Annotated in this window: 22 protein-coding genes; 12 read left to right on the forward strand and 10 right to left on the reverse strand. The window is 70.2% G+C overall.

What is annotated here, in order from left to right:
• Window positions 1-164: 164 nt before the first annotated feature.
• A complete protein-coding gene (locus tag MOX01_RS04740; protein WP_230977806.1) occupies window positions 165-908 on the reverse strand; it encodes a GntR family transcriptional regulator in 744 nt (247 codons plus the stop codon).
• Window positions 909-1,077: 169 nt separating this feature from the next.
• On the opposite strand from MOX01_RS04740, the gene MOX01_RS04745 reads away from it, so the two are divergent.
• From MOX01_RS04745 to MOX01_RS04770, 6 genes are all read left to right on the forward strand, one after another.
• Window positions 1,078-2,007, forward strand: coding sequence for a phosphate/phosphite/phosphonate ABC transporter substrate-binding protein (locus MOX01_RS04745; RefSeq protein ID WP_141368601.1), 930 nt, complete (start codon window positions 1,078-1,080; stop codon window positions 2,005-2,007).
• Between the two features lie 108 nt (window positions 2,008-2,115).
• A complete protein-coding gene (gene phnC, locus MOX01_RS04750) occupies window positions 2,116-2,946 on the forward strand; it encodes a phosphonate ABC transporter ATP-binding protein (protein ID WP_141368603.1) in 831 nt (276 codons plus the stop codon).
• Entirely contained in the window at window positions 2,943-4,700 is a 1,758-nt protein-coding gene (phnE, locus tag MOX01_RS04755; RefSeq protein WP_141368605.1) for a phosphonate ABC transporter, permease protein PhnE, read from the forward strand. Before phnC ends, phnE begins: the two co-directional genes overlap by 4 nt.
• Window positions 4,697-5,836 (forward strand): TIGR03364 family FAD-dependent oxidoreductase, encoded by a 1,140-nt coding sequence (locus MOX01_RS04760; RefSeq protein ID WP_141368607.1) that lies wholly within the window; start codon window positions 4,697-4,699, stop codon window positions 5,834-5,836. Before phnE ends, MOX01_RS04760 begins: the two co-directional genes overlap by 4 nt.
• Entirely contained in the window at window positions 5,833-6,540 is a 708-nt protein-coding gene (locus MOX01_RS04765; protein ID WP_141368609.1) for a phosphonatase-like hydrolase, read from the forward strand. Before MOX01_RS04760 ends, MOX01_RS04765 begins: the two co-directional genes overlap by 4 nt.
• Before the next feature lie 11 nt (window positions 6,541-6,551).
• Complete coding sequence (locus MOX01_RS04770; RefSeq protein ID WP_052748693.1) at window positions 6,552-7,640, forward strand: alcohol dehydrogenase catalytic domain-containing protein; 1,089 nt, start codon at window positions 6,552-6,554, stop codon at window positions 7,638-7,640.
• Between the two features lie 69 nt (window positions 7,641-7,709).
• On the opposite strand, the gene MOX01_RS04775 is transcribed toward MOX01_RS04770, so the two are convergent.
• Complete coding sequence (locus MOX01_RS04775) at window positions 7,710-8,261, reverse strand: CinA family protein (protein WP_058632364.1); 552 nt, start codon at window positions 8,259-8,261, stop codon at window positions 7,710-7,712.
• A 25-nt stretch (window positions 8,262-8,286) separates the two neighbouring features.
• Window positions 8,287-8,766: an FHA domain-containing protein gene (locus tag MOX01_RS04780; protein WP_046747739.1), complete on the reverse strand. Its 480-nt coding sequence runs from the start codon at window positions 8,764-8,766 to the stop codon at window positions 8,287-8,289.
• A gap of 186 nt (window positions 8,767-8,952) precedes the next feature.
• Here MOX01_RS04780 and MOX01_RS04785 point away from each other — a divergent pair, with 186 nt between their 5' ends.
• The 3 genes from MOX01_RS04785 (at window position 8,953) to MOX01_RS04795 (ending at window position 11,367) form a co-directional block, all read left to right on the forward strand.
• Window positions 8,953-9,300: a DUF7882 family protein gene (locus tag MOX01_RS04785; protein WP_046747740.1), complete on the forward strand. Its 348-nt coding sequence runs from the start codon at window positions 8,953-8,955 to the stop codon at window positions 9,298-9,300.
• Between the two features lie 128 nt (window positions 9,301-9,428).
• A complete protein-coding gene (locus MOX01_RS04790) occupies window positions 9,429-10,313 on the forward strand; it encodes an SDR family oxidoreductase (protein ID WP_141368611.1) in 885 nt (294 codons plus the stop codon).
• Between the two features lie 136 nt (window positions 10,314-10,449).
• Entirely contained in the window at window positions 10,450-11,367 is a 918-nt protein-coding gene (locus MOX01_RS04795) for an EamA family transporter (RefSeq protein WP_141368613.1), read from the forward strand.
• Here MOX01_RS04795 and MOX01_RS04800 read toward each other — a convergent pair.
• Window positions 11,339-12,118, reverse strand: coding sequence for a YidC/Oxa1 family membrane protein insertase (locus MOX01_RS04800; protein WP_046747743.1), 780 nt, complete (start codon window positions 12,116-12,118; stop codon window positions 11,339-11,341). The genes MOX01_RS04795 and MOX01_RS04800 overlap by 29 nt on opposite strands.
• Before the next feature lie 66 nt (window positions 12,119-12,184).
• On the reverse strand, window positions 12,185-12,457 hold the full coding sequence (locus MOX01_RS04805) for a DUF6412 domain-containing protein (protein WP_046747744.1): 273 nt from the start codon (window positions 12,455-12,457) through the stop codon (window positions 12,185-12,187).
• A gap of 70 nt (window positions 12,458-12,527) precedes the next feature.
• Here MOX01_RS04805 and MOX01_RS04810 point away from each other — a divergent pair, with 70 nt between their 5' ends.
• Window positions 12,528-13,574 carry an NAD(P)H-dependent flavin oxidoreductase gene (locus MOX01_RS04810; RefSeq protein ID WP_141368615.1) on the forward strand — a complete coding sequence of 349 codons (1,047 nt, stop codon included), beginning with the start codon at window positions 12,528-12,530 and terminating at the stop codon, window positions 13,572-13,574.
• Window positions 13,575-13,710: 136 nt separating this feature from the next.
• Here the strand turns inward: MOX01_RS04810 and purU are convergent, their stop codons facing one another.
• On the reverse strand, window positions 13,711-14,562 hold the full coding sequence (gene purU / locus MOX01_RS04815; RefSeq protein ID WP_046747746.1) for a formyltetrahydrofolate deformylase: 852 nt from the start codon (window positions 14,560-14,562) through the stop codon (window positions 13,711-13,713).
• 116 nt (window positions 14,563-14,678) lie between these two features.
• On the opposite strand from purU, the gene MOX01_RS04820 reads away from it, so the two are divergent.
• A complete protein-coding gene (locus MOX01_RS04820) occupies window positions 14,679-15,893 on the forward strand; it encodes a cation:proton antiporter (RefSeq protein WP_046747747.1) in 1,215 nt (404 codons plus the stop codon).
• Window positions 15,890-16,360 (forward strand): hypothetical protein, encoded by a 471-nt coding sequence (locus MOX01_RS04825; RefSeq protein WP_046747748.1) that lies wholly within the window; start codon window positions 15,890-15,892, stop codon window positions 16,358-16,360. The genes MOX01_RS04820 and MOX01_RS04825 overlap by 4 nt, the downstream gene beginning before the upstream one ends.
• A 1-nt stretch (window position 16,361) precedes the next feature.
• On the opposite strand, the gene MOX01_RS04830 is transcribed toward MOX01_RS04825, so the two are convergent.
• Genes MOX01_RS04830 through MOX01_RS04845 form a run of 4 tightly spaced genes read right to left on the reverse strand, consistent with a single transcriptional unit; the run spans window position 16,362 to window position 19,770 of the window.
• Window positions 16,362-17,078 carry a glutamine amidotransferase-related protein gene (locus MOX01_RS04830; protein WP_127012625.1) on the reverse strand — a complete coding sequence of 239 codons (717 nt, stop codon included), beginning with the start codon at window positions 17,076-17,078 and terminating at the stop codon, window positions 16,362-16,364.
• Between the two features lie 40 nt (window positions 17,079-17,118).
• Window positions 17,119-17,859 (reverse strand): substrate-binding domain-containing protein, encoded by a 741-nt coding sequence (locus MOX01_RS04835; RefSeq protein WP_113680106.1) that lies wholly within the window; start codon window positions 17,857-17,859, stop codon window positions 17,119-17,121.
• 10 nt (window positions 17,860-17,869) lie between these two features.
• The gene (locus tag MOX01_RS04840) at window positions 17,870-18,181 is read right to left on the reverse strand and encodes a hypothetical protein (protein WP_058632370.1); all 312 of its coding nucleotides are present in this window, start codon (window positions 18,179-18,181) and stop codon (window positions 17,870-17,872) included.
• A complete protein-coding gene (locus MOX01_RS04845) occupies window positions 18,181-19,770 on the reverse strand; it encodes a PspC domain-containing protein (protein WP_170224122.1) in 1,590 nt (529 codons plus the stop codon). The genes MOX01_RS04840 and MOX01_RS04845 overlap by 1 nt, the downstream gene beginning before the upstream one ends.
• Window positions 19,771-19,846: the final 76 nt, after the last annotated feature.

The following is a 19,846-nucleotide window of genomic DNA, read 5'->3' on the forward strand; positions in this document are numbered from 1 at the left end:
GTTGCAGTCCGCCATATTCTGAGGGTTCCCCAGATAAAGCGTCCCCAGCGCTGCGATCGCGAGCGCGGTCTTTCTGGCTTCTGAAACACTTTGCGCGCTCGCGATCGCCTTCTGCGTTAACGGCTGTCTTCCCGGCCTTCCGCGCGACGCTCCGTACCGCGCGACTACCCGCCCACTGCGCGCATGTAGTGGCCATCGGTGGAGATCCCCGATGCGGCGACGGTGAACCGCACGACCTCGCTCAGGTACCGGTCCTCCGAGGCCTCGAAGATCCGCCCCTCCGCGTCACGCGAGGTGCGGGTGAGACGCAGGATGGGCGTCCCGCGCGGCACGCGCAGCAACTCCGCGTCCTGGTCGTCAGCGGCCACGGCGTCGATCACGTGCTGGAGGGTGACGATGGGGTGCCCGACCGACGAGAGGTACTCCGTGATCGATACCTCGTCCAGATCCACCTCGAACAGCCTCCGGCCCGCGACCTCGGTGTAGTTGAGCCGCTCCAGCATGGTGGGGCGCCCGTCGAGCAGGCGCAGCCTGACCACGCTCACGATCGTGTCCCCGGCGTCGACGCCGAGTGCCGCTCCGAGCTCTCCGGCGCGTCTCAGGCTCAGCTCCTGCGTCTCGGCCCCCGGCGTGACGCCCAGCTCGCGGGCCCAGCGGGTGAACGGCACCGACACGTCGACCGCCTGGCTCGCCTTCCTGGCGACGACCCGCGCCGGCCGACCGCGACTGGTCTCGATCAGGCCTTCGCCGCGGAGCGCGGCCAGGGCGTTGCGGATCGGCCCCCGCGAGGTGTGCCATCTCTCCGCGAGGTCCGCTTCGGTGGGTACGTCATCCCCGGGGCGCAGGGCACCCGCGGCGATCTGGGCGCGCAGGTCGTCGGCGATCTGGGTGTACACAGCTTCGGCCACATAGGTACATTACTTGGTCAGCCTGAACGGCGTTGCCTCGTTCCGGGAGTGTTCACTCAGGCGAATCCCCGGTAAACGCGGCCTGAACTCTTCCGAGTTAGGTACATATCTGCGCTCATCACCTGCCAGAGTCTTCCGTGGATCACCCCTCACACCCTGAAAGGTCCTCATGAAGCTTCGCGCTCTCCCCGCCCTCGCCGGCGTCGCGCTCCTCGCCCTCGGCCTCGCCGCCTGTTCCGGCTCGGCGGACGCCTCCGGCACTCCCGGCGCCGACGAGTCGTCCTCGGCCAGCGGCTTCGCGGTCGATGAGAACACCCTCGTCTTCGGTGTCGTGCCCGACTCGGTCGACACCGAGACGAACTACCAGCCGCTCATGGACTACATCGCCGAGATCACCGGCAAGACGGTCGAGTACCACGAGTCGACCGACTATGCCGCACTGATCGAAGCCGCCGTCGCCGGCAAGGTCGACGTCGCGTCGTTCTCCGGCTTCACGTACGTCACCGCCACGAACAACGGCGCCAAGCTCACCCCGATCTCCTCGATCGTGACCGAAGAAGGCCAGGAGCCCGGTTACTTCTCGCAGGCCATCGTCCCGGCCGGCAGCGTCATCAAGAGCATCGATGACTTCAAGAGCAAGAAGGTCTGCTTCGTCGACCCGTCCTCCACCTCGGGCTACCTGTTCCCGTCCTACAACCTGCTGAAGGCCGGCATCGACCCCAAGACCGACATCACGCCGGTCTTCGCGGGCAAGCACGACGTCAGCGTCACCAAGGTCGGCGAGGGCGTGGAGTGCGAGGCGGGCTTCGCCGAGGACTCCGAGGTCGAGAAGTCGGACAAGGTGAAGGTCGTCGACGAGACGATGGTTCCCGGCGCGCCGCTGGTCTACTCGTCGACGCTTCCCGACGACGTCTCGAAGAAGCTCATCGACGGCCTCTCCGAGATCACGATCGACGACATCATCGCCGCCGGTATCGACGGCGCCGACACCGACGCCTTCCGCAGCGTCTTCTACGCCACGAAGCCGGTCGACGACGCGTACTACGACCTGATCCGCGACATCTGCAAGGAGACCGAAGCGGAGCAGTGCCAGGGCTGAGCCCGGCCTGACCCCTTCGCCTCACCCGGCGCCCTCCGTCTCGTCCGCCTCACCCGGACGAGACGGAGGGCACCACCGCACGACTCACGACAACACAGGAGCTACGACATGACCGCCTCGGCATCCGACGCCCTCATCCGCCTCGACGGCGTGACGAAGACCTTCGGGACGACCACCGCGCTGAAGGATGCCTCGCTCGAGGTGTCCCGCGGAGAGATCGTCGTGCTCCTGGGCCTCTCCGGCTCGGGGAAGTCGACCCTGCTGCGCCACCTCGACGGCCTCGAGATCCCCACCGCGGGCTCCGTTGAGGTGCTGGACGCCCAGGTCCCGTCGCTGAAGGGGAGGGCGCTGCGCGACCTCCGCAGCCGCGTGGGCTTCATCTTCCAGCAGTTCGAGCTGGTTCCCTCTCTCACCGTGCTCGAGAACGTGCTCACCGGCTCTCTGTCGGGTGTGCGCGGGCCGCGTCTCGGTCTCTGGGGCTACTCGCGGGCGGCAAAGCTCACCGCGCTCGAGCACCTCGACCGCGTCGGGCTCCTCGACCGCGCCTACCAGCGCAGCGACACCCTCTCCGGCGGACAGCAGCAGCGTGTGGCCATCGCCCGCGCTCTCATGCAGAAGCCCGCGATCCTGCTCGCCGACGAGCCGGTCGCCTCTCTCGACCCCGAGTCGAGCGAACAGGTCATGGCGCTGATCCGCGAGATCGCCGCCGACGAAGGACTCACGGTCGTCTGCAGCCTGCACCAGGTCGACCTCGCGATCTCGTGGGCCGACCGCATCGTCGGGCTGCGTCACGGCGAAGTGGTGCTGGACACCCCGACCGGTGACCTCACCAAGGCCGAGGTCATGGAGATCTACGGCCGTGTCGCCACCACGACCGCCGAGATCCGCGCGGTGGCCGAGGAGCTCGTGGAGGCGGCTGCGCAGGTGGCCGCATCATGACGGCCCTCGATTCCGCGACGGATGCAGCCACCCGCGGCGGTGGCCCGGCGCCTCGGGGCGGCGGGCAGACGGTCGCCGAGCGCGCTCCGAAGCGCCCGATCTCGCCCGAGCGGATCGCGGCATCGCTCACCCTGGTCGCGCTCGTGGTGCTCGGCATCCTCGCCGTCCGCGACGTCGACATCTCGATCCCGGCGATGGTGCAGAGCTGGGGCAACGCCGAGAACTTCATGGCCCGTGTCGGGGGACTCACGTTCCCGGCGCCCGGCGACCTCGCCTGGCTGATCGCCCTCACCGTTGGCCTGGTGCTCGTCGGCACGCTCCTCGCTGCCGTGCTGTCGGTGCCGATCGCCTATCTCGCCGCATCCAACACCACTCCAGGCAACGGTTGGCGCGCGGCCGCGCGCTTCATCGGCGTCCTCACCCGCGCCCTGCCCGACGTCGTCCTCGCGATGGCGTTCGTGCTGATGTTCTCTCTCGGCACGCTTCCCGGCATCCTCGCCATCGGCATCCACTCCATCGGCATGATCTCGAAGATGTTCGCCGATGCGATCGAGCAGATCGATGAAGGACCCCGCCTCGCCATTCGCGCAGCGGGTGGGTCGAAGATGCAAGAGTTCACGTCGGGCATCCTGCCGCAGGTGCTGCCGAGCTGGGTGGCCACCGTGCTGCACCGCAACGACATCAACCTGCGCGGCAGTGTGGTGCTCGGCTACGTCGGCGTCGCCGGCCTCGGCCTCGAGATGTCCTACGCGTTCAAGTCGCTCAACTACGGCAAGGGCCTCGGCATCGCACTGGTGATCTTCATCCTGTGCGTCGCGATGGAGATCGTCTCGAGCATGGTCCGCGGAGCGATGCTCGGCGAGCAGAAGCACACCCGCTCGTGGATCGACCGGATCCTGCATCCGCGCCTCGGTGCGCACGCCGCATCCACCCAGGTCGAGCGCCCCGCCTGGGCGGCCAGCCCGGAGACCGCCGTGCGTCGCCCCTGGACCGCGCAGCGCATCCGGCACACCATCGCCGGCGTCGTCGCCGTGCTCGTGGTGATCGGAAGCGTGCTGGTCAGCCAGATCAACTGGATGGACCTCATCACATTCTGGGCCAAGCTGCCCGAGGTCGCGGCGCGCTTCTGGCCGCCCTCGTTCGGCAACTACGACGCGAGCGCCATGTTCCAGGCGATGCGGGAGACGGTCGCGATCGCCCTGGCCGCGACCGTGCTCACCCTGCTCCCGTCGCTGCTGCTCGGCTCGCTCGCGGCCCGCAACGTCGCTCCGAGCTCGGGAGCGCGGGGGACCGCACGGCTCCTGCTCGTGGGCATCCGCGGCATCCCGGAGCTGATCCTCGCGATCGTGCTCGTCGTCATCACCGGACTCGGTGCGCAGGCGGGTGTCATCGCCCTCGCGATCGGCGGCATCGGACTGCTTGGCAAGCTCATCGCCGACTCGTTCGAGGAGGTGGATCGCGGACCGGAACGCGCACTGCGCGCCGTCGGTGCGACACGCCTGCAGACCTACACCTCGGCGACCGTGCCGCAGGGCATACAGGCGCTCATCGGCCACAGCTTCTACATGCTCGACACGAACATCCGTGCGGCGACGATCCTCGGCATCGTCGGCGGTGGCGGGGTCGGCTACTACCTGCTCAACGCCAGCCAGGGGTCCCGCTACGAGACCGTGACGGCCATCGTGCTGATGATCCTCGCCACGGTGCTCGTGGTCGAAGGTCTCGCCATGTGGATGCGGAAGGTGTTCCGATGAATCGCGCTCTCGACACGGCGGATGTGGTCGTCGTCGGCTCCGGCATCGTCGGCCTCGGTGCGGCGTACGCGGCGGTCCGGCGTGGGCTGCGGGCGATCGTCGTCGACCGCACGGATGGGCCGGTCGGTGCGACGATCCGCAACTTCGGACACCTCTGCATCGGCGCGCAGGGTGGCGAGGCGCGGCGCTACGCCGATCTCTCGCGCGACCTGTGGCTGCGCCTCTCGCGGGATGCGGGATTCTGGCTGCGAGAGTCGGGCACGCTGGTCGCCGCCAGACACGACGACGAGCTCGCCGTGCTGGAGGCGGCATCCCGTGAGGGAGGCATCCGCATGCTCGAAGCCTCGGAACTCCTGCGGTCGGCCCCGCTCCGCGCCGGGGGACTCGTCGGCGGCGCGCACATCGAGACCGACCTGCAGACGGATCCGCGCACCGCGGCGGACGCGATCGTGCGCCACCTGGTCGCCCTCGGTGTCGAATTCCGCTTCCGCACCGCGGTCACCGCTGTGGGGGCCGGGCGGGTGGACACGACTCGGGGGCCGATCGCCTGCGGAAGCGTCGTCGTCGCCGTGAACCACGACATCGACCAGCTGCTCCCGGAGGTCGCCGAAAGGCACGGGGTCGTGCGGTGCGCGCTCGACATGATGCGGGCGGCCGTGTCGTTCCCGCGTCCGCTCGCGGCCCCCCTGCTCACCGGCTGGTCGCTCGTGCGCTACGGCCGCTTCGCGCACGGACCGGAGGCCCGTGCGGTGCGCGAGCGTCTGCACACCGAGCGGCCCGATCTCGCAGCGATCGACCTCAACCAGATGTACACGCAGCTCCCCGACGGCACGCTCATCATCGGGGACTCGCACGCCACGGCGCTCTCCCCGGCGCCGTTCCAGCCCGAGGCCGCATTCACCGCGTTCCTCGACGAGGCCGAGGCGCTGTTCGACGCACCCGCACCGCGGGTGATCGAGCGCTGGCAGGGCGTGTACGCGAAGGGCCCGCAGGAGTTCCTGATCGACCGGGGCGACGACGGTGTGCTGGTGCTCGCCGCGACGACCGGCATCGGGATGACCACGGGCCTCGGACTCGCCGAAGAGAACCTCGCCGCCGCCTTCGGGTGGACGGCAGCAATGGAAGGAACATCATGACCACTCCTCTCGAACTCGCCGTCCTCGACATGGCGGGAACCACGGTGCTCGACGACGGCGTCGTGGAGCAGGCGTTCCAGCGTGCCGCAGAGCGCACGGGCGTCGCAGACCGCATGCCGTGGGATGAGGCGCTCGACTACGTGCGGGTGACCATGGGGCAGTCGAAGATCGATGTCTTCACTCACCTCTCCGGCGGAGACGCCGAGGCCGCGGCACGCGCGACTGCCGCGTTCGAGGGCGCGTACGCCGAGATCGTCTCCGAGCAGGGCGTCTCCGAGATCACCGGCGCCGCCGACGCGATCCAGGGACTGAAGGATGCCGGGCTGAAGGTCGTGCTCACCACCGGCTTCGCCCCGGTGACCCGAGACGCCCTGATCGACGGACTCGGCTGGCGAGACCTCGTCGACCTCGCGCTGTCGCCGATCGACGCCGGACGCGGACGCCCGGCGCCCGACCTCGTGCTGGCGGCCCTGCTGCGCACGCAGGCGTCATCCGTCCAGTCGATCGCGGTCGTCGGCGACACCGTCAGCGATGTCGAGTCGGGTCGTCGAGCCGGCGCCGGATTCGTCGCGGGCGTGCTCACCGGCGCCCACGATCGTCCGGCGCTGAGCGCCGCCGGAGCCGATGCCGTGCTGAGCGATGTGAGCGCGTTGCGGGATGTGCTCGTCCAGCGCGAGCTGCTGCCGCTCGTCGCCACCTCCTGAGGGATCGCTCCATGGGAACGCTGCTGATCCGTCCGCCCGGCCACCGCCGAGACGTCGCGCTGCGCCCGGCGGCCACCGCGATGGTCTGGGTCGGCGAAGGCCACCCGCACGAGACGATCGCGGTACCGGGAGTGGCTCTCGCGGACGGGGACGCGCTCGTGGCGGTCGAGATGTCGACGATCTGCGGATCCGACGTGCACACGGTGCGGGGACGACGATCCGCTCCGACGCCCCTGGTGCTCGGACACGAGAGCGTCGGACGGGTGATCGCCATCGGCGACGCCGGCGCGCGCACCGTGGACGGCACTCCGCTGCGGATCGGCGATCGGGTGGTGTGGTCGGTGACCGTATCCTGCGCGAGCTGCGATCGCTGCCTGCGGGGGCTGCCGCAGAAATGCCGTGATCTGGGGAAGTACGGGCACGATCGCGTCGGCGCGCACGGCGACCTCACCGGAGCGTTCGCGAGTCACGTGCAGCTGAGGGAGGGGACGGCCATCGTCAGGGTGCCCGAGGCGCTCCCCGCCGCGGTGCTCGCGCCCGCCTCGTGCGCCACGGCCACCGCGTGGGCGGCGGTCGCTCGAGCGGCGAAGGACCACGACCTCGACGGGGCCTCCGTGCGGATCCACGGCGCGGGTCTCGTGGGGCTGTCCGCCGCAGCCATCGCCGCCGAACAGGGGGCGACCGTGGAGGTGCGGGACCCGAACGTCGACAGGCAGGGTCTGGCCGCACGGTTCGGAGCGACGCGTCTCGACCGGGATCCTGATGTCGTGATCGAGGCGTCGGGGCATGCCGTGCAGGAAGCACTCGCCGGCGTGGCGGTCGGGGGGACGGTCGTGCTGGTCGGGAGCGTGTTCCCCGCTGACCCGGTTCCGTTCGACGCCGAGAGCATCGTGCGCCGGCTCGTCACCGTCGCGGGCATCCACAACTACACGGGCGCAGAGCTGGCTGAAGCGGTGGCGTTCCTCGCGGGCCGGGGGAGGGCCTATCCCTTCGCCGATGCCGTTGGCGCGGTGCGGCCGCTCTCCGAGATCGATGCGGCGCTGCGCGAGGCGACCACCCCACAGGCGCCGCTGCGGATCGGACTCCTGCCCGGCCAGTGAAGCTGCGGCCAACGCGCCGGCGGGGGTGCTGCGGCCTGTGACGATGCGCGACTCGTGGCGATGCCGTGGTCAGCGCGGACGACGGTCTTCGCCGTCGTTCTCCTGACCGCGCCGCGGACCCAGCGGTCGCAGCCCCTCGGCGTGGAACGCCAGCAGGCCGACGGCCGCACCGACGGTCGACGCGAGCACCTCTTCCGGGTCGCCGACAAGTGCCAGTCGACGGTGGCCCACGTCGCCATCGGCCGTGGCCCAGCCCAGATAGACGGTTCCCGCCGCGTGCCCGCCCTGGGGTTCCGGGCCGCCCACACCGGTGGTCGAGACCGCAAGGTCGACATCGAACAGGGTCCGTGCACCGGCGGCGAGCTGCTCCGCGCAGGCGGCAGAGCACGGATCCGTTCCCGGCGTCAGTCCCAGCACGCGCTCCTTGACGTCGGTGAAGTAGGCCACGATGCCCCCGGCGAACCAGCCGGAGGCACCGTCGCCGGCACCGATCGTCTCCGCGAGCATGCCCGAGGTCAGCGACTCGGCCACTCCGATGCGGAGCTCCCGCTCGGCGGCGAGTTCGCTCAACCGTGCGATGTGGCTCTGCGTGTCCGAGTCGAGAGCGTCGAGAGCGGTCACCGTGCGGAGCGTCCGTTCTCGAGCGTCATCGCTCTTCGCTCTCGTCGTAGTCCGGACGAGGGGGCTGCAGCGGCTGGTCCGAGTACTCTCCGCCCGCGCGGCCGCCGTAGGGGCGTCCGTGATCGGCGAACTCGTCGCGGGCGAACACCAGGGTCCACGGACCCGCCGTGAAGTGCGCGCCCGTGCGCAGGGTCTCGGAGTTCTCATCCACGTGCGTCGCGTCCACGCCGAGGCTCGCGTTCGTCTCGCCCTCGCCGTGCAGGGTCAGCACGTACTCGTCGCGGTCGTCGTGAGTGATCGTGGCGTGCACCGGGTCGGTGTCGGCGAGGCGCAGTTCGTTGCCCTCGGCCGAGCCGACGCGGACGACATCGTCTTCGAGCGCGAACTCGGTGCGCTCGTCGTCCCTGGTGATGCGCAGACGGGGGTTTCCCGCGCCCCACGACGCGTGCGTGGTGCCCGGGGTGTTGCCCTCGTCCGGGCGGTCATCGATGTGTCGGTCGTTCATGGCAGTGCCCTCCTCGGGGTCGAGTGGAATGAGGCTATGCGTCCCTCCAGATCTCGCCGAGGGGGTTGACTTCGCTGTGGCGACCCGGCATCGGATCCACCCGCCGAGGGACTGTGTGGCCGTCGGCTGTTTGGGGAACAATGGGTCGCAACCGTCGTCCCCACCGCCACGACCGAGGAGCAGTGCATGGGAAAGTTCGTCTATGAAGGCAGCGTGAAGACCGAGATCGAGGACCGGGCGCTCACGCATCTGCAGCTCGTCATCACCGCCAAGCTGCGTCGCGGTGAGCCCTTCCCGTTCAGCTGGCGAGAAGACACCAGCGTGGGCGGTGGGCGCACCACCGTCTGGATCCAGCCCGGCAGCGCGCTGGTCTTCAAGTACTTCGGCAGCAGGCAGCCCTCCGTCAACCGCGCCTGGATCGAGGCACTCGCCTTCACGGCGAACGCTCCGAGCGGGCTCTACCTCGTTCCCGAGCCCGCGGAATCGGGAACCGAGCCGGGCACCGAGGAAGTCCCGGTGACCCCGCCCGTCTGATCCTCTCGACCCCTCGCACAGGGCGGACCTGTCAACCCCCCTGACGGGAGGGCGGCCCTCGGGGAGAGTCGCTCGTACGACGACACGTTCCACGAGACGACACGTTCCACGAGATGAGGAGGATCGCCATGACAGACGACACCACCGACCCCCGGCACGCGCATCGCGAGGAGGGCTTCCCCGCGCAGCATCAGGATCAGCCGGGGCTGACGGAGCGGACCCGGCCGGAGCCCGACCACGGGGAGCAGACCTACGCAGGCCACGGTCGCCTGGGAGGACGACGTGCTCTGATCACGGGCGGGGACTCGGGCATCGGCCGCGCCGTCGCGATCGCCTTCGCCCGAGAGGGCGCGGACGTCGCCATCGCGCACATGCCCGAGGAACAGGCCGACGTGGAGGATACCCTCGCCCTGGTCCGCGAGGCCGGCCGGATCGGAGTGGGATTCGCGGGCGATCTGCGCGACGAGGGGTTCGCGACCGACATCGTCGCGAAGACCCGGAGCGAGCTGGGTGGACTCGACGTGCTCGTGCTCAACGCCGGCTACCAGCACGACATCGACGGTTTCGCGTCGCTGGAGACGGAGCGGATGCGCCGGGTCTTCGACACGAACCTGGCCGGAATGCTGTTCTCGGCACGTGCGGCCTATCCCGACCTCGAACCCGGTGCGAGCATCATCGTGACCGCGTCGGTGCAGGCCTACAACCCCTCGCCGGGTCTGATCGACTACGCCATGACCAAGGCGGCACAGGTGGCGTTCGTGAAGGCGCTCGCCGAGGAGGCAGGGCCCAAGGGCATCCGAGTGAACGCCGTGGCCCCCGGCCCGATCTGGACACCGCTGATCCCCGCGACGGGCTGGGACGCCGAGCGCCTGGCGACCTTCGGTGCCGACACCCCGCTCGGGCGGGCAGGGCAACCCGCGGAACTCGCCGGGGCATATGTGTACCTGGCGTCTGACGAGTCCTCCTACACCTCGGGATCGGTCATCGCGGTCACGGGCGGCAAGCACCTCTGACCCGTACGGCACCCGTCGAGACCCATCGTCTTCGTCGACACCCACGCGCCGTCGCGCATTCGACGGTGGGTCTCGACAGGGACGGTGGGTCTCGACAGCACGGTGGGTCTCGACAGTCGCCGCCTAAGCTTGTCTGGTGCAGAAGCCCACCGCGTCCGGTCCCCTCGTGGGGGTCGTGCTCGTCATCGGCTCCTGCCTCTCGCTTCCCTTCGGCGCTGCTGTCGCGGCCCAGCTCTTCCCGGTGCTCGGACCGTGGGGGGTGACCTCGCTGCGCGTGGCGATCGCCGCGGTGCTGCTCGTCGTCATCGTGCGGCCGCGACCGGGGAAGTGGACCCGCGCGCAGTGGATTGCCGCCGTGCTCTTCGGAGTCTCGCTGGCGGCGATGAACGGCTTCTTCTACGCCGCGATCGATCGCATCCCGCTGGGGCCCGCCGTCGCGATCGAGTTCCTCGGACCGCTCGTCCTCGCCGCCGTGCTCACCCGGAAGCTCAGAGATTTCGCCTGGGTCGGCATCGCCCTGCTGGGCATGGTCGTCCTCGGCATCGACGGGCTGATCGGGGCCGAGCCGCTCGATCCGCTCGGGGTCGTGTTCATCCTCATCGCCGCCGGATTCTGGGCCATGTACATCCGGATGAGCGCCCGCGTCGGCGCCCTCATCCCCGGCAGCAGCGGCCTGGCGATGGGACTCGTGGTCGCGGCCGTGCTGCTGATCCCGGTCGGCGTTCCCGCTGTGTCGACCGTGGCGATGGACCCGCAGCTCCTGCTGCTCGCGGCGATCACCGCGGTGCTGTCGTCGGTCATCCCGTACAGCTTCGAGCTCGCGGCGCTGCGGCGGCTTCCGCAGCGCGTCTTCGGGGTGCTGCTGAGCCTGGAGCCGGCGTTCGCCACCCTCGCCGGCTGGCTCATCCTCGGTCAGGATGCGACGCCGTTGCGCATGCTCGCCATCGCTCTCGTGATCGCCGCGAGTGTCGGCACCACGCTCGGCGTGCGGAGGGACCGTCGCGACGGCGGCCCCTCCGGTCCCTTCACCGCGCCGATACCGCTGCCCGATTGACCGTCGGCGTCGGCAGCGGGAATCGCCGACGCAGGATGACGCGCTGGACGAGCGTCCACACCACCGTGACGGTGAGGTAGAGCGCAGCGGCGAGGGGCACGAATGCGGCGAAGACCGCTGTGAGGTAGTGCGTCGCCGAGACGACGCGCAGCATCGTGGGCGAGTTCAACGGGGAGTCGTCACCCTCGACCGGAGTGGGACGGAACACGCGGCGGGTGACCTCGGCGACCGCGACCATGACCGCCAGCAGCACTCCGAACACCAGGAACGTGGCGGGCGTGGCCGTGCCGCCGAAGAGCGCGGAGACCAGGCTCGTCCCCAGCGGGGCGCCGAACAGGTCGTGCGCGAGCAGTTCGTTCGGATGACCGGCGATCTCGGGACGGAGGAACAGCGTGTACAGGATGCCGACGACGGGGGCCTGCGCCAGCACCGGGAGCATCCCCGCGAACGGCGACGTGTTCTCGGCCTTGTAGAGCGCCAACGTCTCCTTCTGCAGGCGCTCGGGGTTCTTCTTGTGGCGGCGCTGCAGCTCACGCAGCTTCGGGGCGAGACGCGCCCTGGTCTGTTCGGCCTTGGCCTGGGATATGCCCACCGGGATGAGCAGCGCCCGCACCAGCAGGGTGACGAGCACCACGGCGAGTGCTGCGGCCGCGGCGCCGGCGAGAGGGGTGAGGAGGTCGGAGAGCCCGGTCATGGCGCCGTAGGCGGCGTCGAGGAGGGCGGCGAGAGGAGGGAAAGCGAAGATGTCCAAGAGAGTGTCCGTTCGTGGGGTCGGGAAGGGTCGGCGAAGGCCGCGCTGTCCCGTCGTGCGAACGGACTACGCGGCGGTCGCGACTCCCGGCGCCCGAGGGCGCGGATGCCCGGCGGCATCGGGGTCACTCTGCGTGAGGAGGGTGCCGACGTCGATGGCCCGCAGCGGATGCGGGGCGTCGGCTGTGGCCTCGGGGTGCACGCTCAGCACGATGGCGAGCGTGAGGGCGGTCACTGCGAGCAGCGCGATCGCGAGGCCGAGGGCCGTTGCGTCGGGCATCGACACGAGGCCGATCGCGGTCGCGACGAAGCTCAGCATCTGCCCGAACCACTCGCTCATGTGCGCACCCCTTCCTGCGACGAGGGTATCACCGGGGCCTCGGGGTCGCCCGCGGGCGTAACGTCGAAGCATGAGTGACCTTCGCACCCTGCTCGGGATCGAGCATCCGATCGTTCTCGGCCCGTTCGGCGGGCTCTCCTCGACCGCGCTCACCGCCGCGGTCAGCAACGCGGGTGGACTGGGGTCGCTCGGACTCTACGGTTACGACGGCGATCGCATCCGTGCGACCGGGGCCGAGCTGCGTGCCCTGACCGACCGGCCCTATGCGGTGAACGTCTGGCTTCCGATGGGAGACGAGGTCGAGCCGAACCCGCAGCACACCGTGTTCGCGCAGGCCCTGCAGCCGTTCTACGAAGCCGTGGGCGTGGACGTCCCCGCGCGGCCGGAGCGGTACGCCCCGACCCTGGACGAACAGCTCGAGGCCGTCTGGGAGATCGAGCCCGCCGTGCTCAGCGTGGTGTTCGGCGTGCCGTCGGACGACCTGATCGAGGAGGCGCATCGCCGCGGCATCCTCATCGTCGGCACGGCGACCACGGTGGCTGAGGCCGTCGCGCTCGACGCAGCGGGCGTGGACGCCGTGGTCGCGAGTGGCGCCGAGGCCGCGGGTCATCGGGTCGCATTCCTGCATTCAGCGGAGGAGTCGCTGGTCGGGACGTTCGCGCTGGTGCCTCAGATGGTCGACGCGGTCGGGGTGCCCGTGATCGCGGCAGGAGGTGTCGCCGATCGTCGCGGGGTGGCGGCGGCGTTCGCCCTGGGCGCGGCGGGAGTGCAGGTGGGGACGGCGTTCCTCGCCACCGCGGAGTCGGCCGCGAACGAAGCGCACCGCGACGCGATCCGATCCACCGCCGCCGACGAGACCGTGCTCACACGTGCGATGAGCGGACGCCTGGCTCGCGGCGCCCGCAACCGTGTGGTGCGGGCGATCGAGGCGAGCGGCACGATCGCGCCGTTCCCGATGCAGAACTGGCTGACAGGGCGCTTCCGCACCGCGGCGGGGGAGCAGAACCTGGGCGCGCTGCAGTCGCTGTGGATGGGGCAGGCCGCGCCGCTGGTGCGTCATGGCACGGCTGCCGAGGTCTTCGCCGAGCTGATGGCAGGGCTCCCGGCGACGCCGTGACCCTCGCTGCGGCCCGGATCGCGGGCTGCTCCGCGCTGTGGACGAATGACCGACGCCTGGCAGCGGCCTCCCACGGGCTCGCGGTCGATATCCTGAGCGACCGCGACTGACCCGAGCCCTCCCGGGTTCGTCCGGGCTAGAGGATCACGGTGGACTTGCCGTGCACGATCACGCGATCCTCGGCGTGCCACTGCACGGCGCGGGCGAGCACGAGGCGCTCGACGTCGGCACCGCGACTCTGCAGCTCGGCGGCCGACTCGGAGTGGGTGACGCGCGTGACGTCCTGTTCGATGATCGGTCCCTCGTCGAGGTCCGCCGTCGCGTAGTGCGCGGTCGCGCCGATCAGCTTGACGCCACGGTCCTTGGCGCGAGCGTACGGGTTCGCTCCGATGAACGCGGGCAGGAACGAGTGGTGGATGTTGATGACCGGAGCTTCGAGGCGCGTGATGAAGTCGTCGGAGAGGATCTGCATGTAGCGGGCGAGCACGACGAGGTCGACGTTCCCGCGCAGCAGTTCGAGCTGACGATCCTCCATGGCGGCCTTGTCGCCGGAGGGGATGTGCACGAACGGCACACCGAACGAGCGGACGGCCTCGGCCAGGTCGGGGTGGTTGGACACGACCATGGTGATGTCGATGTCGAGCTGTCCGCGCTGCGTACGCCACAGCAGCTCCATGAGGCAGTGATCGTACTTCGAGACGAAGATCGCGACGCGCTTGCGGCGGGCCACGTCGTGCAGCGACCACTCCATGCCGAAGCGCTCGGCGACGGCCGCGATGTCGGCTTCGAGTGCCGGGCGCGCCGCTGCCAGACCGTCGAGGTGGATGACCGTGCGCTGGAAGAAGCGTCCGCCCTCGGAGTCGGTCGAGTGCTGATCGAGCGAGATGATGTTCGCGCCGTGATGAGCGAGCACGCCGGCGACGGCGGCGACGATGCCGGGCTGGTCGTCGCAGGCGATGAGCAGGCGGGCGGTATCGGGCTGAGACATGGGGGCTCCTCGAGGGTGTGCATCGATTCTGCCGTGGATGCGCCGAGCGGGCGAATCGCGAAAGATCACCCGCTGCACTGCCTGCGCACTGCACCGCTCTCACCTACCCTGAGAGCATGAATGCGAGTGACCTCGGCCTCGTGCTGATCCCGCTGCTCGCCGTGGCGGCGCCGCTTCTCGCACGCGGCGTGCGACCGGTGGTCCGGGTGCCCATCGTGGTGTTCGAGCTCGTGCTCGGCATCCTCGTCGGTCCCGCTGTCTTCGGCTGGGTCGAACCGGGACCGCTGCTGGAGAAGCTCAGCGATTTCGGCCTCGCGCTGCTGTTCTTCGTCGCCGGAACCGAGATCGACTTCAAGATGGTGGCGGGCAAGCCGCTCGCGCGCGCCTCTCTGGGCTGGCTGCTCAGCGTGCTCCTGGGCATAGGCCTGGGTTTCTTCTTCGCGCCGGGAGAGGGGATGGTGGTGGTCGGCATCGCGCTCAGTTCCACGGCGCTGGGCACCCTGATGCCGATCCTGCGCGATGCCCGCGAGCTCGACACCCCCTTCGGTCGTGCCATCAGCGCGATCGGCGCGGTGGGCGAGTTCCTCCCGTTGATCGCGATCTCGATCTTCCTCAGCACGCGGACCACGCCGATCGCCACGGCCGTGCTGCTGACCTTCGTGGTGCTCGCCGGGCTCGCGGTGCTGCTGGCGCACCGCGTCCCGCACGGGCGGCTGCACGGCATCGTGCGGGCGACACTGCACACCTCGGATCAGTTCGGCGTGCGCTTCGTGATCCTGCTCATCGCCGCTCTCGTCGGGCTGAGCGTCATGCTCGATCTCGACATGCTGCTCGGGGCTTTCGTGGCCGGGGCGGTCTGGCGCATCATCATGGCGCGTGCACCGAAGAAGGACGCGGAAGAGGTCGAGAGCAAGATCGAGGCGATCGCCTTCGGTTTCCTCGTGCCGATCTTCTTCCTCTACACCGGGGTCACGTTCGATCTGCAGGCATTGCTGTCTTCGCCGACGGCGCTGGGGCTGGTGCCCATCTTCCTGATCGCTCTGCTCGTGATCCGCGGATCCGCGGCGCAGCTCTCGGCGCCGGCGGGGATGAGCGTGCGCGACCGCGCGGCCCTCGGACTGCTCGCCGCGACGGGCCTGCCGATCATCGTGGCTGTCACCGCCATCGGTGTGGATCAGAAGATGCTCGACACCGGCACGGCTGCGGCGCTCGTCGGAGCCGGAATGCTGTCCGTGCTGCTGTATCCCCTGATCGGGATGACGCTCCGTGGCGACCGCGCGGAGGTCGTGGGCCCGCGACTGGCCGACAAGACACGACAGGGAGAGCTGTGACCACCGCATCCGCGCTGCTGACACAGGCCGTGCACGACCTGAAGGGCGCTCCGAAGGAAGGGCTCGGCGAACAGCGCGATTCGCGCTGGCGCGGGCGTCGCATCGTCAGGGTCGGTGAGGCGTGGCACCTGGGTGTGCTGCTGCTGACCGAGACACATGCGCTGGCGACGGCCGAGGTCCTGCGCGCGGCGGACCCGGGGCGTCGCGGCTACACGGCCGAGTCGGCCAGGGAGCGGGCGGAGCGCAGGGCCGAGGCGCTGCGCGGCGGCTTCGACGAGGGCGATGTCGTGCACGTGGGATGGAGCGTCGTCGACGTCGACGCCGTGGACGCCGGAGGTTCATCCGGTCCGCTCGCTCAGGTCGACGGTGTGCCCTCCGTGCGCTGGAGCACCGCGGGAGGATTCATGCCGTTGGAGGCATACCTGCGCGAGCGCGTACCGCTGCTCCGCGACTCGGCGTCGAGCTGATTCAGGCGAAGGTCTCGGCGAAGCGTCGCAGCAGGGCCGCACCCTCAGTGACCGAGGCTGCGAGAACCTGCTGCTGCACGGCGTCGAACTCGTCGGGGTCGAAGTAGCCGGTGGTGCGGTAGAACGTCATCCGGTCGGCGAAATCGCGAGGCGTGGGCTCTGGGTGGAACTGAGCGGCGTAGAGATGCGTGCCCACGCGGTACGCCTGCACGGGGCAGGCCTCGTTCGTGGCCAGCAGCACGGCGCCGGGCGGGGTCGCCGCCGCGCTCTCCTTATGGGCCGTGAAGACCGTCAGAGCGGAGCCGCTGGGTCCGAACACCGGATCGGCCGCGCCCGCCTGCGTGGTCTCGATGACCGTGGCGCTCGCGGGCTCCGGAGTGTCGGTCACCACCTCGCCGCCGAGCATGCGGGTGACGACACCGATGCTGAAGCAGGTGAAGAACACCGCGACCTCGGCGGCCATCGCCGCGTCGGCCAGCGTGCGGAGGTCGGCCTCGACGCGAAGCTGCTCGGCGGACTTCACCGCATCGGAGACGTTGAACGGCGAGCCCCCGACGACGATGCCGCGATATCCCCGCAGGCGTTCCATCGGCAACGCCCCGTGTAGCAGATCGAGCCGGTCGACCACGTCGACGCCCAGCGCCCGACGGAAGGAGGCATGCTCGGCATCCGCCGCCCCGGTCTCGGGTCGCACGCAGACGTAGAGAAGCGAGGCCATCAGGAGATTCTAACGAGCGCGCGTGGCCCAGCAGACGCGGTCACCGCGAGGAGTTCGCCGTGCGACCGCGGACGATGCCCACGAACGTCTCGACGTCGGCCGTGGTGCGCTCTCGCGGCCACACCAGCGCGACGGTCGAGGTCGGTCCGTGCGCGAGGACGCGGTGATCGGCGTCCTTGCGATGGTGCAGACGCGCGAGAGACATCGGGACGACGACGATGCCGACGCCGGATGCCGCCGTCGCGATCGCCTCGTCGGTGGGAAGGGGATCGAAGGTCGCCGGGACAGTCCCCGGGAACACGGGAGAACCCAGGACATCGTCGGTCAGCGCGATCACGACCTCGCCTTCGAGGTCGGCCGCGGTGAGCTGCTCCGCGGCCATCAGATGCGAATCGACCGCTGCGACGACGACCGGGACCTCGTCGTACAGGGGGATGATGTGCAGCGACTCGTCGGTGAGGGGCAGACGAAGGAGCGCCGCATCGACGCGGTCGAGTGCATCGCGCTGGGCGGCCGGGTCGATCGTCACGAGCTCGAGCGGCACACGCGGCATCCGCTGCTTCCAGGCGTCGATCCACTTGCCGGGGGTCGCGCCGGGCACAGCGCCGAGGCGGAAGGTGCGCGGCGCTTCCGGTTCGGGCTGCGGGGCATCGAAGACGACCTTGGAGGTGGGCTTCTTCGGCTTCTGCGGGGGATACCGCTCCGCGGGTGCTGCCTTGTTTCGGCGTACCGGTGTTCCGCGGCCTGTGCCCTTCGCGGGGCGTCTTCCCTGGTTCGCCATGCGGTCAAGGCTACTCGGCGGGAGTGCCCGGCACCTCCGTCGGCGCAGCAGGGCTCGTGGTGGAGAGCTTCCGCTGCGCGCGACGGACGAGTCCGGCGGCTCCGCCGACCAGGAGCAGCACGCCGACGGTCAGGAGCGCGACCGTGACGGCGGCCGTCGGGGTGAGGGCCAGCAGGGCGTCGGCGGCTGCGTCGCGGCGGTCGGCGTCTGCCAGCATCCAGAGGGCTGTCGCCGAGATCGCGGCGAACAGGAGCCCCCAGATGATGGCCGCCCAGCGGGTGCGGGGCACGGCGGTGGTCTCGGTGATCGACGGAACGCTCATCACTGGTCTTCCTTCGCGGGCTCGGCGACGGTGATGGAGATGTCACCGCTGTTCTGATCGAGGGTGATCGGTTGGATGGTCGTCGGGGAGGCGGTGTCGGCCGAGATGCTCTGCACGATCACCGCCTCCTCTCCTGCGCGCTCGTCTCCGTCACGCGTGCCGAGCCATGTGCCGGAGTCGACGATCGTTCCCGAGTCGCCCTCCACGCGGGTCCAGGTCACGGATGCCGTGTCCACCGTCGCTCGGAGCTGCAGCTCGACGCCGGGATCGACATAGATGTACGTCCCCCCGGAGGACTTCTCGATCACGATCGGTCGCGGCGCGCCGTCGTGCTGATAGAGGGTGACGGAGAGGTCGCCGAACGGCTGACGGATGTGCTGCTCGCGGCTGTTGGTGATCGAGGCCCATCCGAAGGTCAGGTCCTGCAGCGTGGAGAACGCCCCGGCCACGAGTCCGCCGACGAGGGTGATGACCGTCACGAAGGCCAGGAAACCGCTGCGCCGACGGAACGCCCCGGCGACGATCATCCCGAGCGCGAGGATCAGGGCTGCTGCGAGGAGGCCGAGAGCTCCGCCGAGCTGGGCTGCGCCGGTCGCCAGTCCCACGGCAGCACCGGTGATGATCGCGAGCCCCACCATCGTCGCCACGAACGCGAATCCGGCGCGCGGGTTCGACTCCCGGCGGATGCGACGGCGTTCGGCGGCTTCGGCGGCGAACACGGCGGCCTCGGCCTGGCGCTCACGGCGCAGCTGGTCGCGGGCGGCGCGCTCGACGTCCTGCTGCTGGCGCCGCCACGCCTGATCCTGTTCCTTCCAGGCGGCATGCTGGGCGCGCCAGGCTTCGAGGGCTGCGGGATCCTGCGAACCAGGCGGCAGAGGGGCCGGCGGTGCCGGCGGGATCGCGCCGAGTGCGGGATCCGGTGACATCGGCTCTGCTGCGATGCCGGCGTCGGAATCCGCGGCGGCGGAGAGAGTGGCGTCCGCCCCCTCGGCGGTACCCGAACCGGCGAGGGGGGCGGACGCGGCCGGGGCCGTCTGATCTGCGGAAGCCGTCGGCAGATCAGACGCGGAAGCGCCCGGGGTGCGGCTGGCAGCACGCACGATCAGGAAGAGCAGGCCGGCGACGAGCACGAGCCCGACGATCCAGCTGAGGAGGGAGAGGGCCGACCAGTCGCCGTAACCGAGCCCGAACAGGCGGCCAGCGAGCGGAGCGGTCGGGAACAGCCCGATGACGGCCATCGCCAGGATGCCCCACTGCACGGGCTGGTAGTCGCGACGCAGCAGGTCGCGCAGGTGCACCCGTCCATCGATGTCGGGCAGCAGCGCCCACGCGGCGGCGTACAGGAAGATCACCGGCAGTCCGAAGAGCGCGGCCACCACCAGCACCCCTCGCACGATGAGCGGGTCGATCCGCAGGCGTGCGGCGATACCGGCGGCGACGCCACCCAGCCAGCCCTCGGAGCGGGCGACGCCGAGACCGGCGACCCAGAGCAGGAAGCGGTCGGCGCCGCGCGGGGTGCCCGTGCCGGGACCGCCGACGGCCGGAGCGTCTGGATCGGCAGGGGGCGGAGGCGCAGTCGGAATCGTCATGCTTCGATCCTGGCGGTGGCGCGGGGCGCTGTGCCATGGGGGGAACCCCTGAGCGACCCCTGATTCTCGCCGGGGG

It is taken from the genome of Microbacterium oxydans, from assembly GCF_006540085.1.
GTDB lineage: Bacteria > Actinomycetota > Actinomycetes > Actinomycetales > Microbacteriaceae > Microbacterium > Microbacterium oxydans.